The sequence below is a fragment of the Pseudoalteromonas sp. 10-33 genome (assembly GCF_001469195.1).
Lineage (GTDB): Bacteria > Pseudomonadota > Gammaproteobacteria > Enterobacterales > Alteromonadaceae > Pseudoalteromonas.
Genome location: NZ_LOFI01000027.1, coordinates 167,948 through 193,543 on the forward strand (window position 1 = coordinate 167,948; position 25,596 = coordinate 193,543).

Sequence of the window (25,596 nt, forward strand, 5' to 3'; positions counted from 1 at the left end):
CATAAATTAAAAGGTTTTTAATGCAGTCATCTTTAGAGATTAAAAATTGTGAGCTTTATCGTCAACACGAGCTATTACTAAGCTTAAACGAGCAGGTAAAAGGCGGCGAAATACTTACTATTATGGGGCCATCAGGCAGTGGTAAATCAAGTTTATTAAACTGGCTTACCGGCACATTACCCAGCGGCTTTAGCGCAAATGGCGAAGTGTGGCTTAACGGTAAAAGTATTAATGATTTACCCGCAAATTTACGCCACATAGGCGTGCTTTATCAAGACGCGTTATTATTTTCGCATTTATCGGTAAGCGGTAACATTGCCTTTGCTATGCCTAAAGGCAATAAAAAACAACGCCTTGAAAAAATAGAGAACGCCCTTGAACAAATAGGATTAAAAGGCATGGCTAATCGCCACCCCGACAACCTCTCTGGTGGGCAACAAGCCCGCGTTGCTTTATTGCGTATGCTATTAAGCGAGCCAAAAGCGATTTTACTTGATGAGCCCTTTAGCAAGCTCGACACCCAATTAAGAGTAGATACCCGCGAGCTGGTATTTAGCCAAATACGTGAGCATAAACTGCCCGCTATTATGGTCACCCACGATCATAGCGATGCAGAAGCCGCAAACGGCAAAATGATCACCTTAAATTTAGCCAAATAAATACACGCACAAAAAGCACAAGGCACTAAGCATGTTAGACAAATACATCACCCCGGTAATAAAGCCACTGTTAACCCCTGTTGTGGCATTAATGCACAAGCGTGGTATAACGCCCGACCAACTCACTGTGGTTGGTTTTTTAATAGGCCTATTAGCTGTGCCATTAATTGCGTTTGAAATGTGGTACGCAGCGTTAACAGCTATTGCTTTAAATCGTATTTTAGATGGGCTAGATGGCGCATTGGCACGCCATGCAAATTTAAGTTCAAGCGCTGGCGGTTTTTTAGATATTACCCTCGATTTTTTATTTTACGCGGCAATTCCGCTTGGCTTTATTTTGGCAAACCCCGAGCAAAACGCCATTGCAGGTAGCATATTACTGGCCACTTTTATAGGCACAGGCTCAAGCTTTTTAGCCTTTGCCATAGCCGCCGAAAAATTTAAGCTCGAAAAACCCCAGTTTAAATACAAAAGCTTTTACTATTTAAATGGTTTAACCGAAGGCACAGAAACCATAGCGCTGTTTATTGCCTTTTGTATTTGGCCGCAGCACTTTGCCATAATGGCGAGTATTTTTGCCACTGCGTGCGCTATTACTATTTTTACACGTATACATGGTGGTTATAACACGCTAAAACTCCAAGAAGCTGATGAGGTTACACAAGCCAATGAGTAATGAAATTTGGTGGCGTTTAGGATTCTTTTTTAGCATTTTGATTATTATGATGCTGCTAGAATCGCGTATGCCCGCACGTAAATCGCCTATAAAAAGTAACACCCGATGGTTTGCTAATTTTGGACTCGTGTTTGCTTCATCACTGATTGCTCGCTTAAGTGTACCCATAGGCTTAACCGCCGTAGCGCTTTATAACCAAGAGCACGGTATTGGTTTATTTAATCAAATAGCCACACCAAGTAGTGTTGCTATTATTTTAAGTATGCTACTGCTTGATATACTTATTTATTGGCAGCATAGGTTATTTCATAACGTGCCTATTTTGTGGCGTTTGCATCGCGTACACCACGCCGATGCCCATGTAGATACCAGCACAGGTTTGCGTTTTCACCCTATCGAAATTGTACTCAGCATAGTTATAAAATTGATTGCCGTTACCGCTTTAGGGGTACCCGCTATTGCAGTATTAATATTTGAAATAGCACTTAATGGATTAGCGCTGTTTAACCATGCGAATATTCGCTTGCCAAATGCAATAGAAAAGCCCCTTCGGTTAATATTAATGACCCAAATACTACATCGTATTCATCATAGCCAACGCGTGAGCGAAACCAATTCAAACTATGGATTTAGCGTTATTTGGTGGGATAAACTGTTTGGTAGTTACAAAAATGAAGCGCAAAAAACCGATAACGACATAGATGTAGGCCTAAGAGAATACCCAAGCGAAAAGCAAAACGCCTCTCTTTGGGCTTTGTTAACCATGCCATTTCAAAAAAAGTAACAACTATCCTCTTAAAAAATAAAATCATTAAACAAAATTATGCAGTTTAATGATTTTAGAACTACTATTTATTCGTTAAACAGTAAATTAATTGTAAATAATTTAGACAAATATGTTGACCAAATCACAACTGCACAATACTATTTGTAAGCGCTTACAATTACACACGCAAATGTAAGCGCTTACAGAAAGTATAAAAGCTATAAAATCAACTAAACTTAAACACATATTCTGACAATTATCAGTTGAACGGGGTTCAGTTATGAACATTGAAACAACACGCATTACACGCCTTCTGGCTGCTATTTCATTAGCGTCTTTGGCCGGCTGTGGTGGTGACGCTGCAACAACAAACACAAATACAGAAGTCGTTAATTCTTCAGAGCCAGTCTCAGACTGGCGCATGGTATGGAATGACGAATTTGACGGCACTAGCATTGATACAAACAAATGGAACTTTGAATTAAACTGTGCTGGTGGTGGTAACAACGAAAAGCAATGTTATACCGATAACGAAGAAAATGCCTTTATCAAAGACGGCATGCTGAACATCGTCGCACTCCCTGCAGAAGAAGGCGCAGCTAAACCTTACACATCAGCCCGCTTAAATACCCGTTACAACGCAGACTTTACATACGGCCGCTTTGAAATGCGCGCAAAATTACCGTCTGGTCAGGGTAGCTGGCCTGCATTTTGGATGATGCCAACTGATGAAGAGTATGGCACTTGGCCACGTTCTGGTGAAATTGATATTTTAGAAGCTGTAAATCTAAAAGTAGCCGCTGAAGATGGCACTATTGAATCTTACGTGCACGGTACTCTTCATTACGGTCGTGAGTGGCCAAATAACTCTAGCTCAGGTAAAGCTTATTTGTTACCTGAAGATATGAACCCAGCTGATGATTTTCATACTTACGCTATTGAGTGGCAAGAGGGTGAAATCCGCTGGTATGTAGATGATTACCTTTACGCTACACAACGTCGTTCTGAAGTTCGTTACAATTCAAAAGACGAAGCTGTTGGCCTTAAGCACAAAGGCTGGTTTGCGGAATACTTTGAACAAGGAAGCGGCGAACTTACAACACATTGGGATAACGCCCCTTTCGATAAAGATTTCTACCTTATATTAAACCATGCAGTGGGTGGCGATTGGCCTGAAAACGTTAACAACCTAGGTATTGATGCAGACGCATTTGCACAAGGCCAAAGCTTTGAAATTGATTACGTTCGAGTATACGAATGTGCATCAGACCCAAGCACAGGCAAAGGTTGTGAAACAGTTCGCCCAGGTTACGACAGCCTAGACGACGCACTTGTAGAAGGTGCAGCACCTGTACCTACCCCACCAAGCGACGGCGTAGCCCGAAACCTTGATGTATTTAACGGTAGCCTAGACGCTAACTGGATTGCATGGGATTGTTGTGGCGGCACTGTACCAGAGGTTATTACTGATGCAGACAAAGGTGACGCTGTTAAATTTAATATAAACGATAACAACGGAACTGTGCTTGGCTTCTCTACGCGCGGTGGTCACTTTCCAGACGACTTTACAGGAACATCGTCTCCATTTGATGCATCTCCATTACTTGAATTAAACGGCCGTTTAACGTTTGACATGAAAGTGGTAACACCTCCAACGTCGGATACTACATGGATACTTAAAGCAGAAGCAGGTGACGGTGGCCCAAATACAGGCGACGTACCATTAAGTGAAAGCAATGAAGGTGTAACACCTGTAACTGGTCAATGGCAAACATATACCTTTCCATTATCACTACTTCAAGAAAAAGGCCTAGATTTAAGCGCAATTGATGTGCTTATGGTATTCCCGGCATGGCAAACAGGTGAAGGTGCTGAGTACCTTATTACTAATGTAGCAATTGAAGGTGACTTGGGCGCTTCTCCTGAGGTTGTCTTATTCGACAACGGACAAAGTTTAGATTGGCCTATGTGGGATTGCTGTGGTGGTTCAACACCAGTTGAAGCATTAGACGACGAAGAACACGGTTTAACTGCAGAGTTTAGCATTGGTGAAGCACCTACAGTAATGGGCTTTAACACACGCACTTCTGCAGGCGGAAGCGGCACACCATTCGATGCGACTAGTATTTTAGAAAATGGCGTTCTGCAGTTTGAACTAAAAGTAATGTCAAACCCTAATAACCCTGACTCAACTTGGTTAATGAAAATTGAATCTAATGAGGGTGACTCAGCGGTAGAACTTCCGTTAACAGACGCAGGTGACGCGCCAGTTGCAGGTGAATGGAAAACTTACACTTACACCTTAGCCGACCTAGCAGGTGCAGGTTTAGATGTTAGCGCGATAGATGTTGTTATGATTTTCCCAGCATGGGGAACGGGTGAAGGCGCAGTTTACCGTGTAGATAACGCTAAAGTTTATGACCCAAGTGCAGCATCTACTGCAGGAAGTGAAATTACAATATTCCAAGATACTGCTGCTGAGCAATGGAGCATATGGGATTGTTGTGGTGGTTCAACACCTACTGAGGAAACAGACGATAGCGATCACGGTACCGTTGCTGAATTTGTAATTGGCTCAGCGCCAACTGTTATGGGCTTTTTAGCCGATGAAGGTGTTTCTTTTGATGCCTCGTCTATCCTTGCAAATGGGGTTGTACAATTTGAAATGAAAATGGTGACTCCACCTAACGCAACAGACGCTCAATGGTTATTTAAAATTGAATCAACTGGCGCTGCGTCTGCAGTGGAGCTTCCTCTTGCAGAAAGTGTTGAAGGTCAAGTACCGGTTATTGGTCAATGGCAAACGTACACATTTACATTGCAATCACTTTTTGACGCCGGTTTAGACATCAGTGATATCAACGTGTTAATGGTTTTCCCAGCATGGAGTACGGGTGAAGGCGCGGTTTATCGTATCGATAACGTAATTATCGCAAACCCGTAGAACAACCATTGAATGGTAGGTGTCTTTAAATAGGCACCCACTAACTGTAATAAATTTAGAAAAGCAGAGCAATTATGAACACATTCACTTTTAAAAAGAGCCAGTTAGCAGCTTCTGTGTCACTTATCATCGCTGCAAGTACATTTAATTTAGCCTATGCAGCAGAAGAAAATACTGCTGAACCTGAACTAGAAATCATTGAAGTAAAAGGTATTCGCGGATCATTAATCCGTTCAATGGATGTAAAACGAGATGCTTCTGGTGTAGTTGACGCCATCTCAGCTGAAGAAATGGGTAAGTTCCCAGATACAAACTTAGCAGAATCATTACAACGAATTACTGGCGTATCTGTCAGCCGCTCAAACGGTGAAGGTAGCCAAATTACTGTTCGTGGTTTTGGTCCATCGTTTAACTTGGTAACACTTAATGGTCGCCAAATGGCGGGAACAGGTTTTACACGCTCATTTAACTTTGAAAACTTATCATCAGAAGGTGTAAGTTCACTTGAAGTAATGAAAACTGCACGCGCTGATTCACCAACCGGTGGATTGGGTGCAACTGTCAATATTGTTACCGCAAAACCATTACAAAAGCCTGGTGAGCGCTTTTCTTTTATGGCTAAAGGTATTCACGATACATCTGTAGAAGAAGGCGATAAAGTAACACCTGAAATTGCAGGTATCTACAGTAATACCTTTGATGACGAGCGTTTTGGTGTGTCGGCTAACTTTTCATACCATCGTCGTGATTTTCAACGACAAGCAGCAAATGTTCGATCTTGGTTAGTTAACCCTAACCTCTCGGTTGATGCGGCTAATATTGTTGATAACCGCCCAATGGATGCTGAAGGTAACCCGGCTAAACAATTCTTTGACCCAAACGCGGGGGAAAATGGTGAATTTGTTTCAGCCGCTTTCTTTCCGCAAGAAGTTAGCTTTGCGAAAGATGACATTCAACGTGAGCGCTTAAATGCACAAGCAACATTTCAGTTTGCACCAACAGACAACCTGACATTTACGCTTGACCATACAATTTCACAAGCAACAACCGGTAATAACTCATTGTCTTGGGGGATCTGGAACGGCTCGTTCGGTGGTAATGCCAATGCTTATGAGCTTGATGAAAACGGTACAGCAGTTTATTACAACTCTGCAGGTGACGATGCATCCTTTACTGCATTTCGTGAAACATCAGAAGTAGATTCAAAAGCGACAGGTATTAACGTTGAATGGTTAGCAACCGAAAATCTGAGCTTTAACTTTGATGCCCACACATCTAAAACAACGACCGATAATGGTAAAGATCCTGGCTTAGGCGCTAACGCACGAATCATTTTAGGCTCGGCAGACATTTCAACTAAAGAGTACTCTTTCCGTGAAGGTGACGTACCTGGTTTTAATGTAAATTGGAATAACGGCACGCAAGAAGTTGATCCAAACCAAATTGGCTCTAACTTTAGTATCTTTACAAGAACACCCGGTGAATCAGAAGTATCTCAAGTACAACTAGACGGTAAACTATTTACTTACACTGACATTGGTTTAGAAACAGTAAAATTTGGTGCTGCATACACTAAGCAAACACTTAGTGGCTGGGGTGGCTCTAATAATGCCAATGCACCGGGCTTTAATAACGGTACATTTGCTGAGATATTCCCAGATAGTATGTTCGAGCGAGTTGATTTAAGTGGGTTCCTTGACGAGTTTTCATTTGGTCCTAACGGTGTAGCGCCAGGCTATGCTTACACTTATGATCTTGATGAAGCATTTGCTCGCCAAAGCGCTTTTTTAACTGAAGACGTAATAGGCAGTGATGTTTACCAAATAGGCACCTTTGATGGCTTCCCAACTAACAAAGTAGAAGAAGAAACAATCAGTGTTTACCTTTCTACAAATTGGGTATTTAACGTTAGCGACTACGATGTTTTTGTAAATTTAGGCCTTCGTTACGAAGAAACTGACATCGTAAGCCCAGCTAAAAGCCGTGTTGCTCAGCAGGTATATTGGGCTGGTGGGTCTGAATGGTTAACAGAATTTGCCAGTGGTGGTGAATTAGTTGAGGTTGATTACAAAGGTAATTACGATCTTCTTCTACCTATGATCGATGTTAAAGTTGACCTTTCTGATAACTTAGTGTCACGCGTATCATGGGGTCAAACAATCACACGCCCTACTCTTGGCGACATGCTTGGCAACTTAAGCTTAACACCGTCACCTAAATTAAATTCAAGAAGCGGTAGTCGTGGTAACCCAAACCTACAACCGTTTAAATCGACCAACTTCGATCTTAGCCTTGAATATTACTACAATGAAGGTAGCTACGCTGCAGTAGGCATGTTTTGGAAAGATGTAGATAATTGGATTGATAACACGCAAGTAACAACCACGTTTGAAGGCCTGCATGATGTTTATTTAGGTCAACGCTGGAATAATGCAGTAACCGCAATTGAAGGACGTGGCGAGCAGGCAACTGACTCTGCTATCTATAATGAGATTGTGGCAAATGGCGTAGGAATTGGCGAAAACAACCGTGTACTTCCTGACTCAGCAACTGATCCGTTAATTGAGTGGACAATCAACTCACCAGAAAACGTAGGATCTCGTAAAGTAAATGGTGTTGAGTTTGCGATACAGCACTTATTCGGCGAGTCAGGTTTTGGCGCTGGTTTTAATGCCACTATTGTTGACGGTGATGTAGAGTACGACAACTATTACCTTGCATCTCAAGCTGTATTAGCTGGTCTGAGTGATTCTGCCAATCTACAAGGTTTTTACGAAAAAGATGGCTTATCAGTTAAAATTACTGGTGCATGGCGTGATGAATACCTAATTGCGCAAGGCCTACCGGATTCGGGTGCTACGGCTCCTCCACAATATGCTGAAGAATATTTACAGTGGGACATTAGCGTTAACTACGAAGTGAATGAAAGCACTACCGTATTCTTTGAAGGCGTTAATTTAACAAACGAGACAGAGCGTTCGTTCAGTCGTTTTGAAAGCCAGTTCTTAAGCGCTGCACAATACGGACCGCGTTATGCATTTGGTTTTAGATACTCAATGGGTAACTAAACTTAAATAAATACCAAATAAAAACCGCTCTAAGAGCGGTTTTTATTTTTGAGCTATGGGATGCGCTTAATCTGCTCTAATAGTATATTCGTTGTCCAATCAACGCCGTTATACGCAATATCTGGCTTGTAAAAATCACCTGCCCCTCGCGCTCTATTTACATATACTTTATTTGGCACTACAACTTTACCTAAGCCTGAAGGTAAATCGGCTAAACGTACCTCCATATACAGCGAGTCTGCGCTACTGGGTGCACCAAACAACGTGGTATTTTCAAAAAGCTTAAACTTATCTAGCGCATCTAAACAAGCACTGGCGCATTGCGGCGGCACTATAACAAACACCTTGGTTTTAAAGTCACTCACTAAGGGCTCTTCTGGTAGGATATTTAGCATAGTAGACTCTCGTTCTACATAAAATGGATCACCACTTTTAAGCGATAAAGCCATACCCGCTGCTACAGCTTTAAGTACTTTAAATATTTCGGGTTGATCTTTTACAACCTCTAATAAAGACACTACGTGGTCAGTATTATCTTTTGAAGCTCTCCACCACACTTGCTCGTTTTGAGTAGTACCAGCTGTTTTTTGTTCTACTACTTTTTTACCCCATAATTCTTTGGCAATTTGTGAGCTCCAATAAGATGAGCCACCTTGGTTATGTCGCAAATCTAACACCACGGCTTTTGCAGCAAGTAGCTTGCTCCGTTGCTGTTGTATTTTATCGAACACTTTTTTGTAGTCAGCTGCTTGTTTATCATTTACTGAAAAGCTGGGCATAGCAATCCACGCAATGTTATTTTCAGGCCAGATTAAATCAATGGGAAGTTCATCACCATTGTAGGCATTTTCTAAATGCTTACTGACTGATTTAGGCCTTACAGACCAATTTAAAACCTGTTTATAGGTATTGCCATTGGGTTTAACAAACTCGCATTCTTTTAGGGGGACTAAAAATGGATTCCCTACATCCGTTAGTAACCGCCAACCTTGCTGCCACCAATGCCCCGGTTGAGCAACTTGCCCATGAAATTTAAACACTCTTTTGCGCATCAAAGCTTCAGTACTTTGCCCATCACATTGGCTTACAATATCCCCTTTTTTAATAGTGCTAATTTCACTGTAATACACTTTTAGCGCATCACCGCGCCATAAAGCACTAAAGCCGGGCCAGCTGCGAGCGGGCCTATCTACGCTTGAAAACGCACCAGCGTGGCCATCTTGTAACACAGTGCTAAAGCGTGCAATTGCTGCTGCATGTGCCTGTGGTCCGCTCGCTTTAGAAGCGAGTTTAAGTGCCTCTGTTTTGGCTTGTTTTAATAAATCAGGAAACGAAATGTTATTAACATCAAACATACCGGGATGATTCTTTGCTGTAATACTATAAGCAGCTTGAATATCATTTTCTGTCACAGTTTGCCATTGCGCATCCGTTTGCGGTTTAGCAAAGCCCATAAAAGATATAATTAAGCAACCCGTGGGCAAGATGAGCCTAGATATTTTAACCATCATTCAAATCCTTTTTGTATTTTTAATAGCTTGAAAAGCTGAAGTCGTTTAACTTAGCACACACTAAAACAATTATGTCGGTATGCCAGCTTTATTAGGGGCTATTTAATCGTGGCGCGAGGTTTGTAAGCTAGTAGGCTCGATATCTGCTCCTGCGTTACTCTACTGGCTTGCATCCATGTAGACGACAAAGCGTAGATAGCCCCTAGAAAAACTCTTTGGGCAACATCTGTTTATGGGGAATAACCACACGACATAAGCTCTGCCTTGCCTAAATACCAAACAGACCCTAATCATTTAATGCTTGAGTAAACGAATCCATTCATCGGGGTTAGCTAAAATAAAATCATAACTATCATTATTTTTTAAAGTAATTGTTATTGCATCATGTGTAAGTGGCAAAATCCCCGCCCCTTTACCAACTGATTTTTCAATTTTAATAATTGCGCTTAGTAATAGTGTATAAGGTCCTAAACCAGCACTTTCATTGTATGGCTCAAAACGTACCTCACCTTGCGTTACATAAAATTTACCATCGGCTTTTGCCACACCACTTTGGTACGTAGCAGTAGATGATTTAAGTATTTTATTGTTCATTCGGCTTTCCTGCTAATTCATAAATTTACTTTTATAAAACTTATTCACCTTACAAAGTTATACAGTTTGATGTTTTAAGGCAATTAAATTGTACCAAAAAGGTAAATTCAATTAGTACCGCGACTCCCTAGCAAAGTATTAATTAATCTTGGTACAAACCTTGATACCTAATTAATAACAAAACGACTTACAGGTACAGGTTATGGCGAAATTTTTTGGAATTTATTGTGCATCTGGGCTAACTCAACATCATGATTTTATTATTAATAAATTTAAAGTTGAAGACGCTAAAGTAAACAATGGCGCAATAAGCGAAGTGCAAGAAGATGCGCTTTACTTGGCTAGTTTAGATTATAAAACCTTTGGCCCACATGCCTTTTTGCAAACAGATTCGCATATTGCGACGCTGGTTGGCCACCCACTTTTAAGCGCTAATCGAAATAATGATTTAAACACCCTAAACTCACATTATACCAATGCAATGCTCACAGAATGTGAAGGTGTTTTTTGTATGGCACGGTATAACAAGGTTACGAATGTATTAAACTTAGTTACCGATTCCCTTGGTGTTCGCCCTTTTTATTATATGTTTTATGAAGGTGCTTTTATTTTCAGCACCCAATATAGCTTACTCAAAAACTTAGGCTTACCGCTTAGCTGTAATCACGAAGGTATGATGGAATATGCAACACTTGGGTATTACCTATTCGAACACACCCATTACAACGAAATCTCATGTATTCGCCCTGGAACTCGCTTAGAGGCATCATCTAGCGGCATTACTAAAACACAGTATTTTGACTGGTGCAGCCTTACTAAAAATAATGATAATTACGAAAAAACACTGCATAGCTTAAAGCAAGACCTATCTAACAATATAAACAAATATATTGATAACGATAATCACGTGCTCACTACGCTATCGGGTGGATTAGACTCTAGGTTAATTGCGTGCTTACTAAAAAGGCAAGATGTAAACATCACGGCGCTTAATTTTTCGCAGCATGAAACACAAGACTTATACTGTGCAACGGCGTTCGCAAAAAGCCAAAAAATTGAGCTTGATGTTATTCAAGTCAACGATACGCAAGCAAAAACAATTGAAGACAGACTAGGTGAGCATTGGTTAAATGGCACACATCCAAACCACTCTTCAGTAACACGTCCTCGTTTAGCATGGTCTGGCAATGGAGGCAGTGTTGGGCTGGGTGTTATTTACTACTCAGATGAAGTTTACGAAGCGGCTTTAACACAAGAACCTGAGCGCCTTGCTGACGCTTATTTATCGCAACAATTTGCTTATATCCCCAAATCAATAATCCATAACGCTGATAAAATGCAAGCCAGACTAAAAGCTAATATCGTAACTTCATTAAAAGAGTTTGGAGATATTCCGCTTGAAAAAGCTTACTACTTATTTTTGTTACTTAACGATCAGCATCACCATTTAGCCATCCCATTTGATAAAGTGGATGAATATCAAATGGATTTTTGCCTGCCCTTTTATTCCTGGAAAGTACTCCGCCATGTTTTGTCGCAGCCAACGTCACAAGTAAGAAAGCACCGCTTTTATCATGATTTTTTACGCTATGCATTCCCCGAAGCATTAGATTCACCTTGGCAAGCATACCCAGGTCATGTTCCATGTTTATTACCAAAAGAAGGGATTGATCAATGGCAAATTAAACGGCCCAAGCAGTTTAAACCAGCTAAGGTGTACCATATTTTCACTCAATTAATGAAATGCCAACATAAGCAGTTAGTTAACCTTGCCTCGTTTAGTGCGGTTGCGTTACTGCACGCCTCCGGCATTAAAAGCTATAACGATAAACTAAAGGTTATTGAAAATATGCTTAAGTGGTAACATCAAAACACCTTGCTGTAGGCCTCTACTCAAGGTGTTTAAAGCAAGCTGTTGTTATTTAGTTGGTGGGAACCATACGCTAACAATTTTGCCATTACGCACTTCATACACCGCAACGGCAAACATATCATCTCGCCCCTCACCAAGCCTAGTTAACCACTCATAATCAACAACCACAGGCCCATTCACAATTCGATTTTCAAGAATCACTTTAAAAGATTTTGGCGCCGTTTTTAAAAACTGATACGCTTTGATTAAGCTTTCTTGCCCAATAATGTCAGGAGCGCCTTCTTGGCTATTTTTAATTTTTATATCTGCCGAGTGACAGTTTGCAAATAGACCTATATTTAGTGCGTTATAAGCCTCTAGTTGCGCTTGCACTACTTGCTCAGAATCGGTACTTGCCGAGCACGCTAACGCATCACTCGCATAAAAAGGCTAAACTGCGTAAGCATTGAGACAAATTTCATAACAATAAACATCCTTGAAAATAAACTGGGCAGTAAGAAGCTAGTTGGGAAAATAACTAAAAAGATGACTACAAAAACTTAAGAAATACAATACTAGCAATAAGCAAATATAACCTAAAGCAGCTTGCAAAATAAAATTAAGTAAAATTACTTAAATACAAAAAAGGAGAGCATACGCTCTCCTTTTTCAAACGGTCAAGGCCTATTAATTTCTAAAGCGGCCTTTAATTGTACCTGTAACAACGTTTGGAATCATACCTGGAGAGTTTCTATTAAACTGTATATAACAACCATTCCCCGCATCTGAGCATGCCTGACCTTGTATTCTAGAAACGGTGCTTCTACCGTCGTAATCTGTAGTCTTTAGTTTGGCAATCAAATCTTTAATTTCTGAATGGACGTCCAGTAAAACAGGATCTAAACGTTCAATGTCTTGACTTACTTTTAAACCGTCAATATTTATATTTTGCTGTTCAATTATTGCAACTAGTGTATCTAATTTTTCTTGCGCACCTTCATGACCACGAATAGCCAGCGTTTTATGCATTTTAGCTGACTGATACAAACTAGCTTCAGTGCCTATACCATGTTCATAAAAAACAGCTAACAACTCATAGGCTGGTAAATAAGTTGACTCTTTTGCTTTTATTAGCAAGTCGAATGCTAATTTGTCTGAATTTTTATTATTTTCAGCAAACAATTGTTTTGCCTTATCAACCAAAGCAGGCGGGAAACCTCTATCAACAACGCGGTTTAATAACTCATCAGCTCTTGCTATATCTTTATCAAAGATATGCCCGGTTCTATACCAACGCGAAGCCTGATGCATAGCAAAAGGGTCTTTCCACTTAATAGCTCTTAACATAAACTTTCTTGCGTATGCGTCGTCTTGGCTTACGCCTTCACCATTTGCATAAGCAATAGCAAGTAAGCTAGCAGCTTCGCTACTACCGTTAATGGCAAAATTTCTGAGCTTTTTGAAATCCGATGTACATTCAGCAGTTTCACACAAAGGAAGTGTATCTGCCCCTTGGTCTGTGTTTGCATAAGCAAAATTAGCTGATAAGGCCGACGCTATAATTAAAGGTAAAACTTTAGATATTCTCATTGTTCTCTCCATGGTAATGATTTTGGTGTACCTTATTTACATTACAACAGTTTGTCTAAAAATCAAGCTTATAATTACAAGAACATACTGACGTTGTTTATAACTTAAAACCATAATATATATCTAATTTTCACCACACAATTATAATTAACAAATTTTTAACATTATTATCGGGTAATAATAATTTAATTTTTCTATTCATTCACGCCGTCAAATATTATTAAAACACCTTTTTTGTGTAGGGATAAATTAATTACATGACTAATCGCTTGTTAAATCTGAATACGGTTATCTAATAACTAAAAAGATTAACGTTAGAAACCAAATTTTTTATTATGTTAAACAGTACAATATGTTAATTTATGTGATGCAGTTTTTCGGCAAAGAGTAATTAATGAGTAAACAAATTCGATGGACCCTAAAAAGTATTGCTAAAGAGTTAGGTGTGTCTAATGCAACGGTATCTAATGCATTTAATCGTCCAGATCAGCTTTCTGAAAAACGCCGAGAAGCGATACTCAAAGCCTGCAAAGAGCTTGGTTACTTTGGTCCAAATAAAGCCGCGCAATCGTTAAGAAACGGTACCTTTAACATTGTCGCTTTGGTGTTACCCGACAGTGTTGAATACATGGTGTCAGACCCAGTCGCCAGCAGCTTTATGCGTGGCGTTACCTCAGTACTCGAAAAAAACAATATTAACGTTTTGTTGTTTTCTGGCAGTAACAATAACCTTACTAGTGTTGTTGATTTTGTAGATGGTTTTATTTGTTACGGTCGCCCTCGTAACCACGCATTAGTAGAACAACTTAAAACAACGTCAAAACACGTCGTCACTGTAGATTTTGACATTAATCGCAATGCTTCAGTTAACATCAATAACGAACAAGCTAGCTACGAAATTGCCAAGCATGTTTTGCATGATATAAGCGATAAAGTCGCTATCTTAGGGCTGAGACTTCTCGATGAAAACGTATTATGCCGCGTTTATGAACATCACGAGTTTAAAACCGGAGAGTCAATTTCTCACCAGCGTTTACGTGGCTATCAACGCGCATTAATTGAGGCAAATATTAATGTTGCTGACGATCGTATTTGGAACATACCTGAAAGCAGTGAACGGTTTGCTAATATAGCTGCAAAAGAAGTTTTATCAGCCTCACCTCGCCCTAACGTTATTATCTGTATGAGTGATTTAATTGCACTGGCCACAATGCGAGAAGCAATCAAGCAAGGTATAAAAATTGGTAAAGACCTACGTATTGTAGGATTTGATGGGATTGATGAAGCAGCACGGTTTGTGCCTCGGTTAAGTACTATTCATCAAAACAGTGAAGAAAAAGGCGTAATTGCTGCAAACTTATTTATTTCTAAAGAAAACAAAGTACAAGAAGTCAGTTACGATCTCGACATTGGTGCCAGCAGCTAATAAAAAAGCCAAGCTATCTAGCTTGGCTTTTTGTTAAGCAAAACTCTATTCGTTACAATAAAGAATCTAAACTTATCGATGTTTCTGCTTCGCCATTTACTTGCGTTATAAGAGCAGTTCTTGCTTCAAAATCTACACTTAATGAAATTGATTGTTCACCAAGTTGCCACATTAAACAACACATACTGCCTTCACCTTGCGCTGAAAATTCGCCCGAAAACGCAGGATGCTCGTTACGAAGTTTAATTAGTTCAATTAACCCTTTTACCACGGGCTTATCAAGTGATTGACTTATTTTATCTGCATTTAAATATGGGCGATTAATATCGCGGCCAACGTTTGTTTTTGCTAAAAGATCCATATCGTTTTCGCATGCAAATAGGCCTCCGTAGTACACTTGTGGAACACCTGGTGCAAAAAACTGAATGGCACGAGATAGTAAATAATCAAAATCTTTGGCGCCTAACGCATTATAATAAGTACAATTAACCTGATATAAGTCAACATTACTTGCTGCAGCTCCTGTTGCTTGTCGACTTTCGTTATTGCTGTTTGCATGCATAGTTTCTACAAGGTTATCAATTTGCTCAACGTTTAATAAACCCGGTTTGTCGCCCATTGGACCAGCATCAATGATACCAATACCGTCATGTGTATCGAGAACTGTTAAACAGTTACGTGGTGATATTTTTAGCCACTTCAAAAGTGCATCAACGTCATTGTTAAATAAGCTATGTAAAATAAGCGGCGGCAGTGCAAAGTCGTAAACCATGTTTACGCGCTTAGCCACTTCAACCTGAGTTTGATAATGGCTGTGTATTTCAGCAATTGTTTCCATACCTAATTCATTTGCTTGCTTAGATAAGTTATCTAAATAACCAAACGTTTCATCTAGCATAAAACAGTTAGTACCCGCTTGCTTAATAGCGTAACCCGCTGCATCTAAGCGAATAATATTTACATTGTTAGCCGAGAATTTGGTGAGTACGTTATTTAAATACGCAACGCCTGCTTCTACCTTTACATTAATATCAATTTGATTATCGGTAAACGTAGTCCAAAAATCGTACGTTTCGCCATCACCACATTTCATTGGTGTAAAACAACTACCAGGGCGAGGACGATAAATTGCTTTTTGCTCTGCGTCGCTCATGCCATTTGGAAATACGTCTTCTTTGGTTAAAAACAAATCCCAAAACTCAGAGGCTTTACCTTTTGCAAGCACATCCTGAAACTGAAAAGATTGCGCCGATACATGGTTAACAATTAAGTCAGCCATTAAATCATGGTTATTACCTAGCGCTTTAATATCTTCCCAAGAACCTATTCTTGAATCTACTTCACTATGGTCGATAGGGTCAAAGCCAGCATCACTGCCGTCAATTGGGTTATAAAATGGCAACAAATGCACACCGCCAAATACGCCTTTTAAAGAACCGTTTAAAAGTGTAGTGAGTGCATTTATGTCTTGGCCGGTGATTCGATCAGCATATGTGATCAATTGAACTTTGTTTTGCATCATTGTGTGATTACCATGTTGAAACTTAATCGATTAAGATATATCTTTAACTAGAGAGTAAGAATTTACAAGTAATTTTTAAAAATTTTACATACAACTATCGTTGCATGAATAATACTTCACTAAGTAACTAACTGACTTAACGAGTATTAGCCTGCATTTAACGAGGATTAAATAAAATGACAAAATCACACACACAAGTAAGCGGCGATCCGTTGCGACAAATACGCTGGCTTACATACATGATGTTTTTTATGTTTGCCATGACCTCTGATGCGGTCGGTATGATCATCCCTGAGCTTATAAAAGACTTTGGCTTGAGTATGACCCAGGCCAGTGCCTTTCATTATGCACCAATGGCTTTAATTGCTTTCAGCGGACTATTTTTAGGCTTTTTAGCCGACAGCCTAGGCCGAAAGCAAACCATTATGTTGGGCTTACTCATTTTTTCTGCGAGTTGTTTTTTATTTGCAGTGAGTTCTAGTTTTAATTTTTTCTTGGTACTTCTTTGCTGTATTGGTTTGGCAATCGGCTTATTTAAAACGGGTGCATTAGCATTATTGGGTGATATCTCGCACAGTAACGAAGAACACACCAAAACAATGAACAAGGTAGAAGGCTTTTTTGGAATAGGTGCTATTGTTGGTCCTGCACTGGTAGGTATTTTACTCGTTCAAAATGTGAGCTGGACGTACCTTTACATTATTGCCGGTGTTATGTGTTTGATCCTTGCGCTTCTGGCATGGCGAGCAGATTATCCGCCAGTTGTAAAAACAACCGAAAAACCCGCTTCACTTGCCACTACCATGAAAATGATTAAAAACCCTTACGCACTCGGCTTTTCAATGGCCATCGCATTATATGTAGCTACCGAAGTGGCTATTTATGTATGGATGCCAACACTACTACAAGACTACACAGGTTCATGGCCATTACTTGCAACATACGCACTAACCATATTCTTTATACTTCGCGCGGCGGGTCGTTTTATAGCGGTATGGTTACTAAATCGCTTTAGTTGGCAAGGCGTAATGACCTACCTGAGCCTTGGCATAGCACTGTGCTATGTAGGCACATTAATCGGCGGTGTAGATTGGGCTGTAGGATTGCTTCCACTTTCTGGTTTATTTATGTCAATGGTTTACCCCACTTTAAACTCTAAAGGTATTTCCTGTTTCCCTGTTCAACAACATGGTGCCGTAGCTGGCGTTATATTATTTTTCACCGCATTGTCAGCAGCATTAGCACCGCTTTTAATGGGTATGATCAGTGATTACTTTGGTCACGTACGTTATGGCTTTTACTTAGCAACCGGTTTTGCAGTTATTTTATTTTTGGCTATGCTTTTTAATTATTTACGCGACCCATCAGCATCAGCTTTAGAACAAAATAACGTTGTTACTAATTAATTTGATAATTATTTAACAAAAAAATTACCCTATAAATCAATGGGTGAGTAAAAAAAGAGCAAATTAATAATAAAATAATTTGCATCTTGTAAAAATTTTGTTATTTTTACTTAATCGATTAAGTAGAAATAAATAACCATTTAGGTTCAACATAACGAGGCGTTCACATGACAACACACAACACTCCTTTATATTTAATCAGTGCATTAGCACTTGCAGTAAGCCAAGGCATTAATGCACAAGAAGCAGAAACAACACAGCCAGAAGCATCACAAAACAAAGGACTTGAAACAATCGTTGTAACCGGTGTACCACGCCGTACAACAATTATGGCGTCAAGCGTATCAGTAAGCAGTGTTTCGCTTGAACAAGTTCAAGTTTCAACACCTCGCTCTACCGCTGAAGCATTTAGAATCATTCCGGGTATTCGTTCAGAATCTACCGGCGGTGAAGGTAATGCAAACATTGCAGTTCGTGGTCTACCGGTTGCATCAGGTGGCGCTAAATTTTTACAATTACAAGAAGACGGTTTACCTGTACTGCAATACGGTGACATCGCTTTTGGTAACGCCGATATCTTTATGCGCCTCGACAACACGGTACAAACGGTTGAGTCAATCCGTGGTGGTTCTGCGTCCACAGCAGCAAGTAATGCACCAGGCGGTATCATCAACTTTATCTCTAAAAACGGCGAAAACGAATCGGGCAGCGTTGCAACCACTGTTGGCCTAGATTTCGATAGTGTGCGTACTGATTTTGAATACGGTACTTATTTAACTGACAGCGTTCGCTTTCATGTAGGTGGCTTTGTACGCCAAGGTGAAGGCCCACGTGAAACGGGTTACACATCAAATAAAGGTGGTCAAATAAAAGCTAATTTGACTAAAGATTTTGATAACGGCTATGTTCGTCTTTACTACAAGCACTTAGACGACAAAAGCGTTGGCTACCTTCCAATGCCAATGTACTCAAATGGTGATTCAGTTCCAGGTTTTGATTCTCAGTCAGATACACCGCATTCAGCCTTATTTACTAAAACAGTTCGCTTAAATGGCCAAAACCAAATTAGCAATGGTGACATTCGCGACGGCATGAACCCAAATGTTGATTCTATTGGCTTTGAAGCTGTATTCGACCTAGACAACGACTGGCGTATTGAAAACCGTTTCCGCAAGTCATCAGTTAGCGGAAACTTTAATTCTATTATCCCTGCTGAAGTAGGTGATGCATCAGCAATGGCAGCAAGCATTGGTGGAGCAGGCGCAACACTGAGCAACGCAAACACAGGTGACGCATTCAATGGCGATTTAGCAATGCGCATCCATACGTTTGACGTAACAATGAATGACTTTGACTCTATTGTTAACGACTTTAAACTAACAAAATCGTTTGACGATGACACAAGCCTAACGTTTGGTTACTACGCATCAACACAAAACATAGCTATGTCGTGGTTATGGAACTCTTACGTTATGGAGCTTAAAGGTGATAATGCAGCACTGTTAAATGTAACGGCGGCTGATGGCACTGAGTTTTCTGAAAACGGTTTATACGCTTACGGCACGCCATTTTGGGGCAACTGTTGTCAACGCGATTACGACACTGAATACGACACACGTGCACCTTATGTTGCTTTCTCAACTAAACTTGGTGACTTGAGTATTGATGCAAGTGCGCGTTATGACAGCGGTGAAGCACGCGGTAATTACGCAGGAGCAGTAACCTCTACTGTAGACATGAACCGTGATGGTCTTATTTCAGTACCCGAGCAGAATGTGGTTGGTATTGATCATGCTAACTCAAGCCCAGTAAATTACGATTGGAGCTATTCGTCTTACTCAATTGGTGCTAACTACCAAATAGATCCTAGCCTTGCAACATTTGCACGTATCAGTAAAGGCGGACGTGCAAACGCTGATCGTCTTTTATTTGGTAAAGTACGCTCAGATGGCTCAGTAGCTGATGAAGATGCAGTTGATGAAGTAAATCAGTTTGAGTTTGGTGTTAAGAAGCGTTTTGACTCGCTATCGGTATTTGCAACAGCGTTCTACGCAGAAACTGAAGAACAAAACTTTGAAGCAACATCACAAACGTTTTTTGATCGTGAATACGAAGCCAAAGGTATTGAGCTTGAATCAACGTACTTCATGGATGCATGGGATTTTCGTGGTAACTTAACGTGGACTGATGCCGAAATAGCTAAAGATGCCCTAACACCTGACGTTGTAGGGAATACACCACGCCGTCAAGCTGATTTAATTTACTCACTAATGGCTCGTTACAGCTATGAAAAAGGTGCAGCAGGTTTAAGCTTTATTGGTACAACTGATGCCTACGCGCAAGATAACAATGACCTTAAATTTGATGGTTACACGCAGGTAAATGGCTTTGTAAGCTACGACCTATCTGAAAGCCTTAGCCTTGCGCTTAATGTAAATAACCTATTTGACACAGTCGGTATTACAGAAGCAGAGGAAGGTTCAGTACCAGCAAACGGGATTATTCGCGCACGTACAATTAATGGCCGTACTACATCATTAACGCTTAAATACGCGTTTAACTAACCGAGTCTGAGTGTGTTAAGCGCTGAAATGCAGTTTAATTTCAGCGCTTTATTCCTCGCTTAGCTCAAACTTTATTACTCTCCCGTAAATTTAACCTAGCTTAGCTAGGTTTTTTAGGATTTATAACATGACCAAATTACTTAGCCTTGGCGAGCTGCTTATTGATATGTTGCCACAAGACTCACACAACACAGCGTATTTACCTATTCCTGGTGGCGCACCTGCAAACGTAGCAGTCGGTTATGCAAAGTTGGGCGGAAACGCAGCTTTTTGTGGTGGTATGGGTGATGATTACTTTGCAAAACAACTTACTGACGCGTTAAAGCAATATAATGTCGGCACCGAGTATTTATTCACTATAGAAAATGCGCAAACAGCTATGGTTATTGTCAGCCTAGATGAAACAGGCGAGCGTAGTTTTGGCTTTTATCGCCATAACACAGCCGATGTACTATTAACGCAGGCGCATTTAGCGCATATAAATTGGCAAGAAATAAGCACACTACACTTTTGTTCAAACACATTAACCGAATCAGCAATTGCCAACACAACGGTTAAAGCGCTAGAACTTGCAAAAGCGAATAATAAGCTCGTCAGTTTTGATGTGAATTTACGCTACAGCTTGTGGGAAAACACAAACGATATAGCAAGCAATGTAAAAGCCTGTTACACCTATTGTGACATAGTAAAACTCTCGCGTGACGAACTTAATTTTTTAGCTCAGCATAGCGATACAACGAGCGATGATTACATTCAAATGCTATTAAATACCGGAGTAAAACTGGTGTTTTTAACCGATGGACCAGAGCCTGCCACGGTTTACCACAGCGCATTTACACTTAACGAATCGGCACCAAAAATAAACGCCGTAGATACAACAAGCGCAGGTGATGCATTTATAGCGGGGGTTTTATACTACTTAAATAACTTAGGAAGTGATTTACCACTAGCAGATAAACTAAATGATAAAGCGAGCGTAAAAGGCGCCCTGCACTTTGCTCTTAAATGTGGCTCTAAAGCGTGTTTAGCTAAAGGGGCATTTCCGGCATTACCTGTGTTGGCTGATGTACTTTAATAGGCCTAATGTTTTTTAAGTTCAAATATATGCAGTAACGCGTAGTTACTGCATAGCATCAAACACCATTTTACTATCCACTATTTGTTCAAAGTGCGTTATTTTTTGATTTTTAAGCTGCCAAATATGCGCGACCCTAGCTTGCATTTTTTTACCCGTTTTAATATAAGTACCAGAGTACGTGCCATACACTACAACAGTATCATCTTGGGATAAGTAGTTTTGTGGCGTAAACGTGTAGTTATACCATTCGCTTGCAAGCTTTTGAAAAACATGTTCAGTAATGTCATTCATACCATGGTATGTACCAGCATAAGCAAAACCGTCAGCCTCTTTCCAAGTAATAGTATCACTTGCATGAGCAACTAAATTTTGCCCATTCTCTTGTGATGTTTTGCCTTCATACGTACTTTTAATTATGTCTATGTTGCTCATTTTTGCACACCCTTGCACTATAAAAAGGAAGCTCAATAAAGCTGTAATATAAACAGCTTTATTATTTAGAAATTTCATCACACTATACTAGCGCAACTGATTGCTGTAAGTAGGTAACCCACTGCTCAGTTTTTCCATAATAATGGGCTATATCGGCTTTTTGCCACTTACCTGTGTTAAATTCAAATGCTGCACTAGGAAAACCTTGCCCATGAATATTGTGCAATAAGCCTCGGCTTTGTGCTATATGTTGATCTGTTGCATCGCCTTCTAGCGCATTAAAGTGGGTTTCAAATAAGGCCTTGTTTAAACCCAGCTCCAATGCAATATCAGTCAGTACATGCAGCTGCATAATGTTTTTACCCTGGGCATAATAAGCATGTTGAATACTATTAAGCATTTCCCCACCTGATATACCAAGCTTTTGCGCTGCCAATATAGCGGTAATAGCCGGAGCCGAGTTGAGTATAATATCGTTGGTTTTTAAAAGCCCATCAGTATAGTTACTACCAAATACCTGACCGGTTTTCTTCGCTATAACACTGTCGTTTTTAAGTGCAAATTCACGCCATGCAGGAGTCACAGGTTTGACATTATCACCTGTTAGCATACCTCCACTGTGTACTTTTACAATTAAACCATCAATATTTTCAGCAGCGGTGATCAAGGGCACGCTGCCGTAAGTCCAACCACATAAAGGGTCAACAATTATATGTAACGTTACGTTTTTCATTAATATTTCCTATCTAAATAATTGCTTAACGCAAGGGCACTTAGTGCCATTGCATCTCACCCATAACCACTTTTGAGCCCAACTCTAAAATGCTTCTAGCACCTAAATCAGGGTAAGCTTGAGTCATTATCTCTACAAATTCAGTTGAGTTTTTTGCATTTTTTGCAGCGCTATCCGCCTTATTTAAGTATCCTTTCATGAATGACACACCAGAAAGGTCTTGTTTACTGCCCTGTAAAAAGTGACCTGGAATAACAGTCTGTGGTTTTAAATTCTCGATGTTATCTAATGTTGACTGCCAAGTTTGACGCTCTGCAGCAGTGCTCGAATCGGCCAACCACACATGCATTTGATCAAATACTACAACCCCACCCAGCACTGTTTTTATAGAAGGGATCCAAAGGTAAGTATGCTTTGGATCATGCTGTAAATTTTTAATAATGATTTCTTTCCCATCTATAGTTAGGGTATTTGATAGTATTACTTCTGGCAAAATAAGTTCTTTAGGTGCATTGCTCTTTAAAATAGGCCCCCAATAATTTAACTTTCCTTGCATTGAGCGTTTAATATTCTCTACTGTTGATTTAGTCGCTAATAACTTTGCTTTTGGAAAAGCAGCTTTAATTACATCTAAACCAAAGTAAAAATCAGGGTCGCTGTGACTAATATAAACAGCTGTTAATGTTTTACCGCTCGCTTTTATTTTTTCAACCAATGCTTGTGCATCATTACGCTGAAATTGGGCATCCACTAATAACACTTCGTTATCACCACTTATAATGCTTGATGAAACAGCAAAAATACTTTTGTCTTGTGGGTTATATACATCAACATCTAATTCACTTTGCGCTAATACCGGTTGCATTAATGTGCTTGCTAATAAAGCTGTTGTTGCTAATACGTGTTTAACTTTTTTCATTCTCAGTAGCCTGTTTGTTATTTCGTTAAGATGAGGTTATTGTATATTGCAATTTAAGAATGAAAAACTAGGCAGAATGCAACTATCTGTTGCATAAATCGAGCATATAGGCAAAGTGAATGGATAGAATTATTGCAGCTGATGTATTTATAAAAATTGTAGAGCAGAAAAGCCTAGCCGGTGCTGCCCGTGCTTTAGATATGTCTAGATCTATGGTTACACGGTATTTGAATCAAATGGAAAAGTGGGCAAATACCCAACTACTCCATCGGTCAACAAGAAAAATAACACTCACGTCAGAGGGTGAAAAAGTACTTAATCATAGCCGAGAGCTCATTGCCATCGCCCAAAATATTAGTGCGCCGATAGAAAGTAATAACAAATTAAACGGGCAAATTAGGTTGTCGTGCTCGCCTTTTTTAGCACATGATGTACTACCAGATATGTTGCAACAATTCTTACACGCTCACCCCGAAGTCAGTATTGATGTACAAATTAGTAATCACGTTACAAATTTGGTAGAAGAGCGAATAGATTTAGCAATTAGAATTACCAATGACTTAGATCCTAATATAATTGCTCGCCCACTTGGGAAATGCCATTCAGTATTATGTGCAAGCCCAGAATATTTAGAAAAAAACTCTAAGCCTATAACTACGGATGATTTGAGTCGCCATAACTGTTTAAACTATTCACGGTTTGAAAAAAGTATGTGGCATTTTTCACACCCTGAAAAATCCGTATCTGTGGCGATTGCTGGTAACTTCAGTGCTAATGATTCGAGCTTACTGTTAAAAGCTGCTCTAAATAATCAAGGAATAACTCTACAACCTAAGTTTGCTGCGCAGAAATATATAAATAATGGAAAGTTAATACATTTACTACCACACCTTAAACTACAAACTTTGAGCATATACGGTATTTACCGCTCCAGGAAACATCAGTCACTTGCACTTCGTTCATTTATTGATAGCTTAGTAACGTATTTTGATAAGATTGATACTTAACAATAAGCGAAAACTATTAAACGTTCGCTATAAGTCCTTTATTTGAGAGTTGAAATAGCGCTTTGTAAGCGCTATTTTTTGAAAGAAGAGATTTATTATTCGTCTAACCAATCTATGGCAGCGGTAGCATTTTCAAAGTATTGAACCTCACCCGATATAAACCAGTTACCTATTTTTGCCATTCGAGCTTGCCACTCTTTATTACCGTATATTGTTGTGGTCAACTAATTCCGGACAGTAAATTAAGTTTTTCTTCTGCTATAGCAGGGGCAACCATTTGGTTGTGGCTATGTGGCCTGCGCCAGTTATAATAATTCATTAAATAATAGCTAATATCTTTTTCAGCTTCTTGGTAATTACTATAACCTAACGAAAGAACCCATTCCGTTTTTAAGCTTCTAAATAGGCGCTCCATCGGGGCATTATCCCAGCAATTTCCTCGGCGGCTCATACTTTGTTCTATACGGTAACGCCACAGCCTTTGTTGAAACCTTTTTGCGCTGTACTGACTGCCTTGGTCTGAATGAAACATAAGCCCAAGTGGCTTGCCTCGTTGCTCGTATGCTCTATCTAATGCTTTAATAACTAAGTCAGTATCAGGCTTATCTGACATTGCCCAGCCAACCACACGACGAGCAAATAAGTCGATAATAACAGCTAGATAAGACCATTTATTACCTGTCCAAATATACGTAATATCCCCACACCAAACTTGGTTTGGGCCATCAACGTCAAACTCACGGTTAAGTATGTTTGGAATATCTAGCCGCTCCACCGTCGCTAATTTATATGAATGAGGCCCTGGTTGTTTGCATACCAATCCCAAGTCACGCATGATGCGGCGTACCT

At 39.9% G+C, this 25,596-nt stretch carries 20 protein-coding genes and 1 pseudogene; 11 read left to right on the forward strand and 10 right to left on the reverse strand.

Annotated elements, in window-relative coordinates:
• Positions 1 to 20: 20 nt before the first annotated feature.
• The 5 genes from ATS76_RS17225 (at position 21) to ATS76_RS17245 (ending at position 8,113) form a co-directional block, all read left to right on the forward strand.
• Positions 21 to 659: an ATP-binding cassette domain-containing protein gene (locus tag ATS76_RS17225; RefSeq protein ID WP_058553061.1), complete on the forward strand. Its 639-nt coding sequence runs from the start codon at positions 21 to 23 to the stop codon at positions 657 to 659.
• A 31-nt stretch (positions 660 to 690) separates the two neighbouring features.
• Entirely contained in the window at positions 691 to 1,335 is a 645-nt protein-coding gene (locus ATS76_RS17230) for a CDP-alcohol phosphatidyltransferase family protein (protein WP_058553062.1), read from the forward strand.
• Positions 1,328 to 2,119 (forward strand): sterol desaturase family protein, encoded by a 792-nt coding sequence (locus ATS76_RS17235; protein WP_058553063.1) that lies wholly within the window; start codon positions 1,328 to 1,330, stop codon positions 2,117 to 2,119. Before ATS76_RS17230 ends, ATS76_RS17235 begins: the two co-directional genes overlap by 8 nt.
• A 262-nt stretch (positions 2,120 to 2,381) precedes the next feature.
• Entirely contained in the window at positions 2,382 to 5,045 is a 2,664-nt protein-coding gene (locus tag ATS76_RS17240; RefSeq protein ID WP_058553064.1) for a glycoside hydrolase family 16 protein, read from the forward strand.
• A 74-nt stretch (positions 5,046 to 5,119) separates the two neighbouring features.
• Positions 5,120 to 8,113 (forward strand): TonB-dependent receptor, encoded by a 2,994-nt coding sequence (locus tag ATS76_RS17245; protein ID WP_010556831.1) that lies wholly within the window; start codon positions 5,120 to 5,122, stop codon positions 8,111 to 8,113.
• 53 nt (positions 8,114 to 8,166) lie between these two features.
• Here the strand turns inward: ATS76_RS17245 and ATS76_RS17250 are convergent, their stop codons facing one another.
• Both ATS76_RS17250 and ATS76_RS17255 read right to left on the reverse strand, forming a co-directional pair.
• Positions 8,167 to 9,621, reverse strand: coding sequence for a S41 family peptidase (locus ATS76_RS17250; RefSeq protein WP_201023516.1), 1,455 nt, complete (start codon positions 9,619 to 9,621; stop codon positions 8,167 to 8,169).
• A gap of 297 nt (positions 9,622 to 9,918) precedes the next feature.
• Complete coding sequence (locus ATS76_RS17255; RefSeq protein ID WP_058553066.1) at positions 9,919 to 10,218, reverse strand: hypothetical protein; 300 nt, start codon at positions 10,216 to 10,218, stop codon at positions 9,919 to 9,921.
• Between the two features lie 202 nt (positions 10,219 to 10,420).
• Here ATS76_RS17255 and ATS76_RS17260 point away from each other — a divergent pair, with 202 nt between their 5' ends.
• The gene (locus ATS76_RS17260; protein WP_058553067.1) at positions 10,421 to 12,082 is read left to right on the forward strand and encodes an asparagine synthase-related protein; all 1,662 of its coding nucleotides are present in this window, start codon (positions 10,421 to 10,423) and stop codon (positions 12,080 to 12,082) included.
• A 54-nt stretch (positions 12,083 to 12,136) separates the two neighbouring features.
• On the opposite strand, the gene ATS76_RS17265 is transcribed toward ATS76_RS17260, so the two are convergent.
• Complete coding sequence (locus ATS76_RS17265) at positions 12,137 to 12,463, reverse strand: nuclear transport factor 2 family protein (protein ID WP_058553068.1); 327 nt, start codon at positions 12,461 to 12,463, stop codon at positions 12,137 to 12,139.
• A 294-nt stretch (positions 12,464 to 12,757) separates the two neighbouring features.
• Positions 12,758 to 13,660: a tetratricopeptide repeat protein gene (locus ATS76_RS17270; RefSeq protein WP_058553069.1), complete on the reverse strand. Its 903-nt coding sequence runs from the start codon at positions 13,658 to 13,660 to the stop codon at positions 12,758 to 12,760.
• Positions 13,661 to 14,054: 394 nt separating this feature from the next.
• Here ATS76_RS17270 and ATS76_RS17275 point away from each other — a divergent pair, with 394 nt between their 5' ends.
• Complete coding sequence (locus tag ATS76_RS17275) at positions 14,055 to 15,086, forward strand: LacI family DNA-binding transcriptional regulator (protein WP_058553070.1); 1,032 nt, start codon at positions 14,055 to 14,057, stop codon at positions 15,084 to 15,086.
• Positions 15,087 to 15,138: 52 nt separating this feature from the next.
• Here the strand turns inward: ATS76_RS17275 and gtfA are convergent, their stop codons facing one another.
• Positions 15,139 to 16,608 carry a sucrose phosphorylase gene (gene gtfA, locus ATS76_RS17280; RefSeq protein ID WP_058553071.1) on the reverse strand — a complete coding sequence of 490 codons (1,470 nt, stop codon included), beginning with the start codon at positions 16,606 to 16,608 and terminating at the stop codon, positions 15,139 to 15,141.
• Between the two features lie 176 nt (positions 16,609 to 16,784).
• Here gtfA and ATS76_RS17285 point away from each other — a divergent pair, with 176 nt between their 5' ends.
• The 3 genes from ATS76_RS17285 (at position 16,785) to ATS76_RS17295 (ending at position 21,653) form a co-directional block, all read left to right on the forward strand.
• A complete protein-coding gene (locus tag ATS76_RS17285) occupies positions 16,785 to 18,014 on the forward strand; it encodes an MFS transporter (RefSeq protein WP_058553072.1) in 1,230 nt (409 codons plus the stop codon).
• Positions 18,015 to 18,181: 167 nt separating this feature from the next.
• Complete coding sequence (locus ATS76_RS17290) at positions 18,182 to 20,578, forward strand: TonB-dependent siderophore receptor (protein WP_058553073.1); 2,397 nt, start codon at positions 18,182 to 18,184, stop codon at positions 20,576 to 20,578.
• A gap of 127 nt (positions 20,579 to 20,705) precedes the next feature.
• The gene (locus ATS76_RS17295) at positions 20,706 to 21,653 is read left to right on the forward strand and encodes a carbohydrate kinase family protein (protein WP_058553074.1); all 948 of its coding nucleotides are present in this window, start codon (positions 20,706 to 20,708) and stop codon (positions 21,651 to 21,653) included.
• Positions 21,654 to 21,698: 45 nt separating this feature from the next.
• Here ATS76_RS17295 and ATS76_RS17300 read toward each other — a convergent pair whose 3' ends face one another.
• From ATS76_RS17300 to ATS76_RS17310, 3 genes are all read right to left on the reverse strand, one after another.
• Positions 21,699 to 22,088 (reverse strand): nuclear transport factor 2 family protein, encoded by a 390-nt coding sequence (locus tag ATS76_RS17300; RefSeq protein WP_058553102.1) that lies wholly within the window; start codon positions 22,086 to 22,088, stop codon positions 21,699 to 21,701.
• A gap of 82 nt (positions 22,089 to 22,170) precedes the next feature.
• Entirely contained in the window at positions 22,171 to 22,821 is a 651-nt protein-coding gene (locus tag ATS76_RS17305) for a DsbA family protein (protein WP_058553075.1), read from the reverse strand.
• 40 nt (positions 22,822 to 22,861) lie between these two features.
• On the reverse strand, positions 22,862 to 23,740 hold the full coding sequence (locus ATS76_RS17310) for an MBL fold metallo-hydrolase (protein WP_058553076.1): 879 nt from the start codon (positions 23,738 to 23,740) through the stop codon (positions 22,862 to 22,864).
• Between the two features lie 119 nt (positions 23,741 to 23,859).
• On the opposite strand from ATS76_RS17310, the gene ATS76_RS17315 reads away from it, so the two are divergent.
• Complete coding sequence (locus ATS76_RS17315) at positions 23,860 to 24,747, forward strand: LysR family transcriptional regulator (protein WP_058553077.1); 888 nt, start codon at positions 23,860 to 23,862, stop codon at positions 24,745 to 24,747.
• Positions 24,748 to 24,842: 95 nt separating this feature from the next.
• On the opposite strand, the pseudogene ATS76_RS19150 reads toward ATS76_RS17315, so the two are convergent.
• Positions 24,843 to 24,959 (reverse strand): annotated as a pseudogene (locus ATS76_RS19150) (STAS/SEC14 domain-containing protein); the annotation flags it as partial.
• A gap of 8 nt (positions 24,960 to 24,967) precedes the next feature.
• Positions 24,968 to 25,596, reverse strand: a 629-nt coding sequence (locus ATS76_RS17320) for an IS3 family transposase (protein WP_058551437.1), incomplete at its 5' end; no start/stop codon positions are given.